Origin of the sequence: Arachidicoccus sp., assembly GCF_050436765.1 — a bacterium.
Classification (GTDB): Bacteria; Bacteroidota; Bacteroidia; order Chitinophagales; family Chitinophagaceae; genus Arachidicoccus.
In genome coordinates, this window is record NZ_JBNQGD010000135.1 from 1 (window position 1) to 6,497 (window position 6,497).

General features: G+C 38.2%; 4 protein-coding genes. All 4 read right to left on the bottom strand.

Annotation, left to right across the window (positions count from 1 at the left end; translation table 11 throughout):
• The coding region (locus ACQR30_RS05620; RefSeq protein ID WP_429732488.1) for a family 43 glycosylhydrolase at window positions 1–1,773 on the bottom strand (1,773 nt) is incomplete at its 3' end.
• 220 nt (window positions 1,774–1,993) lie between these two features.
• Window positions 1,994–3,853 (bottom strand): glycoside hydrolase family 35 protein, encoded by a 1,860-nt coding sequence (locus ACQR30_RS05625; protein ID WP_429732495.1) that lies wholly within the window; start codon window positions 3,851–3,853, stop codon window positions 1,994–1,996.
• 27 nt (window positions 3,854–3,880) lie between these two features.
• Window positions 3,881–5,428 (bottom strand): alpha-N-arabinofuranosidase, encoded by a 1,548-nt coding sequence (locus tag ACQR30_RS05630; RefSeq protein ID WP_429732498.1) that lies wholly within the window; start codon window positions 5,426–5,428, stop codon window positions 3,881–3,883.
• A 171-nt stretch (window positions 5,429–5,599) separates the two neighbouring features.
• Window positions 5,600–6,497, bottom strand: an 898-nt coding sequence (locus ACQR30_RS05635; RefSeq protein ID WP_429732501.1) for a glycoside hydrolase family 5 protein, incomplete at its 5' end; no start/stop codon positions are given.

Below are 6,497 nucleotides of genomic sequence, written 5' to 3' on the forward strand. Positions count from 1 at the left end.
TCTATGGTAAACGATGTACCATTTATCTTTCCCTGGAATTTGAATAACAGAACAATGCCCTGTTCCGAAAATATCGAGAGTCGAATCTTTTGATAGAATGATATTACTTTTAGGAACAACTATTTTTCCTTGAGGGTGGTCGGCTATGCCATAGCAAACATGATAATTGGGACTCCTTGTATCATCTTCGGACCACAGGAAATAATATTTTCCCTTTCTATAAAAAACATAAGTTCCTTCTCTAAAACTCCTTTTAGGTGTGATTACTTTAATGGTATTTTCTTTAATCGAAATCATATCATCATTTAATTCTGCAGATGCCATGTAGCCGTTTCCCCAATAGAGATAATTTTTCTTGGAAACGGGATCTTGAAATACATCAGGGTCAATTTGCTGTCCACCATGAATACCCGGTGGGAATTTGTCTATAAGAGGCCTTCCTGAATCTTTAAACGGACCTCCAGGACTATTGGCTACTGCTACACCTATTTTTTGCGCTGCAGTGAAATAAAAATAATACTTGAACGAATCTCCTACTTCTTTTTCAATGATACAAGGAGCCCAAGCATTTTTTTTCGCCCAACTAACATCTTTTGGCAAGTCTAAAATTACGCCACCATCCTTCCAATGAACCAAATCTTTCGAGGCAAACGTTTTGAAATAATTGCCGGACCAGTTCGTAAAACCATCGGAAGTAGGATAAATATAAAAGCTATCTGTTTTCTTTGAATAGAGGATTTCAGGATCTGCAAAATAGCCTTTTAGTACAGGGTTATTCCGTTCATAGATATTTTCATCTCCCCAATACTTTTTAAGACCATTAGCTTCTTTGGTCGTAATAGGCAAAACAGTACCGTGTCGTGGATGAAAATCCATAGATATATCCTTATCGACTACAGAAAAATGATTTAAATCTTTTGTGTATGTAAATTGATATTTACCCTTTGTGTACATATCATACATAAAAATAAATCCATTGCCATTATTCAAAGCATACACACTTGATCCTTCTACTGGCTCTTTTGTTTGCTGGACAAAACCATCTTGAATCACGTACCCAGAAGTAAGGTTGGTAGAAGTGGCTATTTTAATGCCCTTCCCTTTGTCTTCTGTCTTGAAAAATAAATGATATTTACCATCGAAATAAATAATATCGGGGTCAATGCACGAACCGTTCGAAGGCTCATAAAGTAATTGCTTCGGTGCTGTCTCAAGGTCCGTAAATTTTTTGTTTACATAACTGTAATAAATTTTGTCCGCTTCGTCGCCATGCTTCATTGAAAAATAAATCATATATTTTTTCGCGACAGGATCGTAAATTGTTTGAGGTGCCCAAACCCGCAATAAATTCTCTTGTCCGGAAAATCTACGCTGAATATTTACCACCGAAGATTTCCAATGTATCAGGTCCTTTGATTTCATCAAAACCATTGCTCTATTTGAATTCCATCCGAGTGAAGAGACCATATCTGTCGCCACCATATAAAAAGTCTTTTTGTCTTCGCCACGCAAAATATGTGGATCTCTAACCCCTCCAGTTGAACTAATCTTTTTGGAATCTAAAACAGGCCGGTTATGGTTTAAAGCATAAAAATTATAACCATCCCTACTCAGCGCAAAATGGATGCTCTCTTCATTCTGCTTGTTACCTGTAAAATACACAAAAAGATAATTGTCATGATTTGCTGCATGCTTGTTTTGACCATGTACGGCAAAAATGGATAATAAATAGACAAGTATAATGTTGATTCCTCTTTGTTTTAAAAAAGCCATAATTTATGATGGTAGTGAATAAATGTTACTCGAAATAAGATCGAAACTAGTTAAAATGTAGTAGCTTTTAACTAGTCTGATTAATTTTTATGAAGGTACTTTAAATTGATATACCGATTCTTTAGCATTATAATTGTACCAGATTATAAAAATTTCGGATTCATTCCGATAGCTTCCTCCTCTGCCTGCTATTTTTAATCCACAGTGTGCGTTGCTATCATCACCTCTGCAACTCGTCTAAAATGGGATGATCAATGGCAGAAAGAGCGTTCATTTCAGGTTTTAATAATTCTAGAATCGTAATACTGTTTTCTCCCTGCTTTAGCCACTCTGCAGGAACATAAATGGTTTGTTGTGGACCTACACGCCAGTATCGACCTAAGTTATGACCATTTATCCAAACCACGCCCTTGCCCCAGCGACGCATATCCAAATAAGTATCCGCAACTTTAATGAGTTGAAAGGAGCCTTTACGAACAATTGGCTCATTGTCTCTGATATTATCGCCTTTAAAATGATATTGGGCAATATTATCAAATGGCAGATCATACATCTGCCAGCCTTTTAATTCTCCACCATTAAACCATACACTATGGGTAATTCCTTTATTATTTTTCAGAAGGTTCAGACCAAAATTTATTCTTCCTAAATTTTCTACCAAAATGTCCAAAGTATCATTGCCCGCTGGAAAGGAAATTGGCATACTATCTTGCCTGAATCTTCTGTCTAGTACCCCTACCCTTTTGCTATTAACCATTACAATCGCATAATCTCTTAAATCTCTTAAATGCAATATGCCATTTTCTCCGCCTTTGACCATCGTACGGTAAAGCACAAACCCATAGGCTTGATGTAATGCTTCAAAAGTCAATGGTGTCAAATTTTCGACTGGTTTAGGCAAGATATTAAAAATGGAGGCTGAAGTCGCAAATTTTATGTTTGATATTCCCATTGTCGTCTTGGGCGCAGGAATAGCAGGAAGTACTTCACCTTTGGGTAAATACTTTTCTATTACCGAACGGAACACTTTGAACTTCTCCGTTACATTACCCGCCTCATCTAAGGGAGCATCATAATCATAACTACTTGTCTGGGGCTCATAGGGAGTTGTTTGTTTGTCATTTGCCCCATTCATAAAACCTCTTGTAGTCCCTCCATGAAACATGTACATGTTAATGGAGATACCTGCTTTTAAAATATCGTTCAGTTGCTTGGCATAAGCAGCGGCAGGTACGGTATGGTGTTTTGTCCCCCACCAGTCAAACCAGGCCGGATACCATTCGGCGACCATAAAAGGTCCTTTACCCTGGTGATACTTCCGAATAATACTTTTTATGGCGGTTGTATCTGACAAACCATTTACAGCGGGCAATAAGCCCGGCAAGTAACCGTTAGGCAAGTCCTTTGCCGGATCACAGGTATATAGCAACCCGTCAAAGCCGGCATTACGGAATAGCTGCTCATTTAATTGTAAATAAGACTTATCATTTCCGTAAGACCCATATTCATTTTCAATCTGCACCATTATAATATTGCCGCCGTGATTGATTTGCAGGGGTGCCAATTGTTTACCTACTGCGTTGATGTATTTTTTGTATTCTTCTATATACTGCTTTTCTTTACTTCGTACAACCAGACCCTTTATATTTTGCAACCAATACGGATAGCCACCAAATTCCCATTCGGCGCATACATAAGGGCTAGGTCTGAGAATTACCCAAAGGCCTACCTTTTGGGCATCTTTTACAAATTGCGCAATATCGTTATTCCCACTAAAATCAAATTTATCTTTTTGCGGTTCCTGCAAGTTCCAAAAAACATAGGTACTGATTGTGTTTAAACCCATTGCTTTTGCCTTTTTCATTCTATCGAGCCAGGCTTCACGCGGAATGCGCGGGTAATGCATTTCTCCTGAAATTATCTGAAAGGGTTTGTTGTCTAATAAAAACGCTGAGTCACCTAATGTAAATGTATGAGTTGCATCTTTGTCCTGTCGCTTCTGCTGACAGGAGCCTAACAAACTCAAAGACAATAAGCTACTAAAAATCAAAGCCAATAAGGGTGTTTTTTTTGTATTCATTATGCTGCTATTTCTCTTGTATTTTCTTTATTTAATCTCCAAACAAACGACACTATGTTTGGGAAGTGTCAGGGTTACCGTATGTTGTTGTAAGGTTGCTCCATGGAAACTTTTAGTAACAACTAATTGTTTATTGCTGAAACTGTTTACATCCGTAAGATTTTGGGAGTCCAGTATTTGTCCGCTGATGTTGGAAGGGTTTTCTCCTTCCAGGTCTGCCGAAACTGTTATATCGTTATTGGCATCTAGATTCACCAAACTGACATGCACCGTCCCCATTGAGTCGATGGAGGCAGAAGCATTTACGGCAGGTATACTTTCATCACCGTTTTTATATTCGGGTGCAGCAATCTTTAGCGGCAAAAGCTTAGCACCTTGATGTACCTTGTACATGTTAAAAACATAGTAGGTAGGCGTTAATAACATATCGTTGCCCTTGGTCAAAACCAGGGATTGCAATACGTTCACTGTTTGTGCCAGATTGGCCATTCGTACCCTGTCTGCATGATTATTAAATATGTTTAATGTTGTAGCGGCAATTAAGGCGTCTCTTAAACTATTTTGTTGGCGAAGAAAAGAAGGATTTGTTCCTGGCTCAGGATCAGTCCACACACCCCATTCATCTACAACCAATGCAACCTTCTTTTGCGGATCATATTTGTCCATAATGGCAGCATGTTTGGTAACCAATTCTTCCATCTTCAGGCAATTCTTCATTGTATTAAAATATTCATGCTGCGTGAAGTTTGTAGCGGATCCTTTTTTACCCCAACTACCTGTCGGAATTGTATAATAGTGCAAACTAAGTCCCCACATCATATTCAACGGAATGTCGCGCATGCAGACCTCTGTCCAGTGATAGTCGTCGGCATTGGCACCGCTCGCAATTCTACGTAAAGGCGCATTTTTGTAGCTTTTGGTAAAAGTTGCATAACGCCTAAAAAGATCAGCATAATATTCGGGTTTCATATTACCTCCGCAACCCCAACTCTCATTACCTATACCAAAAAACTTTACGTCATAGGGCACATCCCTTCCATCTTCTTTTCTTAATTTTGTCATTGGACTTACTCCATCAAAATTGAGATACTCCACCCAATTGGACATTTCTTTGACGGTTCCACTTCCTAAATTTCCTGATACATAGGGTTGCGTATTTAACAGCTTACAGAGCTGCATAAATTCATTGGTGCCAAAACTGTTGTCTTCGGTTACGCCACCCCAATTGGTATTGACCATTTTGGGTCTTGTCGCTGGGTTCCCAATCCCGTCCATCCAATGATATTCGTCGGCAAAACAACCGCCGGGCCATCGAAGGTTGGGAATGTCAATTTTTTTCAACGCGTTCACAACGTCCATCCTTATACGACCAACCTTAGGAACTTTGGCGTCTTTATCTATCCAAAATCCGCCGTAAATGCCATTACCTAAATGCTCGGAAAACATGCCATAAATATTTTTATTAATGATTATTTTTGCATCTTGTAAGTTGGTGGAAAGGGTCGCCTTTTCTTGCGCACAGCAGCAGCTGGTCAACAAAACTGCGGTTGAAAGAAGTATCTTTTTAATTGCCATTTTTATTCGTATTATTTTAAAAATCATTTACTAAATGTATTGAGTCCCTACTCATCAAAACGACTATTCGTTATGCCAGATGGACAACTTTATATATCGTTATAAATAGTTTTGCCAATAACTAAATCTTCATTGACACGAGTGGTATTTATTTAAAACCCATCAATACATTTAAGGCGTGGTTACGTTCCAGGCATATTGCAGACATTTCAGGCCACTTTCATTATTTACATTTAATGTCCTTCCGTCAAAAGAAAACATGCTATATGAATCACCGGTTCTTAGTCCAGGCCAGTAGACTCCTCCTACACCTAATTGATGCAATTCATTGGTCATTCCCTTGAGATAAGCAACTTCAATACTTCCAGTGGTATCGTTTAAGTAGTTCTTGCCATCTGTCATCGGCACACCGAATTCAGTATTAATGGTTCGTTGAGGATATTTCAAAGATTTAATGGGCTGTTCCCAATCAGATACGGTTTTATAATTAATATTAAACCAAGTATAAAAATGAAATGACAAAAGGCAGGAATCAAATTGAGGGTCGTCACCAATACTATTTACACCGGTAGCATATCCAGTCCCGTCAAGAATAATTCTATGTCTCGGGACATTCGTATATCTATCTATCCATTGGCCATACAATAGTTTTAATGAATCTAAGGAATAACCATGGGGCTCATTCATTATTTCGAAAAATACATTCTGGTTGTTTAGAAATTTAGCAACTACTTTATTCCACATCATTTTAAATCCGGTGCTATCGTCCACAAATCCATCTTTAGAAGAAGCTCCTTCCCAATAAGCCAAGATAACTTTCATTTTTTTAGCGGTAACTTCTGTAATAATAGAAGAATATTTAGGCCAATATTCCTGTAAAACGGTGCTTGGGTTAATAGGTAGACGAACAGTATTGGCACCTGCCTTTTGAAAAGAAGATAAAATAACATCTGTCTTAATCATCATGGAATCCTCGCTGTCATGCACATTCAAACCAGAAAGTATCAGCCAATCGTCTACAAAATTATCTCGTGGATCTGCCCAATTCACTACTTTAAAATTGGACTTC

Excerpts from the sequence above, each read along its gene's own strand:
- ACQR30_RS05625 (WP_429732495.1), bottom strand. The coding sequence starts at position 3,853 with ATGAATACAAAAAAAACACCCTTATTGGCTTTGATTTTTAGTAGCTTA.
- ACQR30_RS05630 (WP_429732498.1), bottom strand. The coding sequence starts at position 5,428 with ATGGCAATTAAAAAGATACTTCTTTCAACCGCAGTTTTGTTGACCAGC.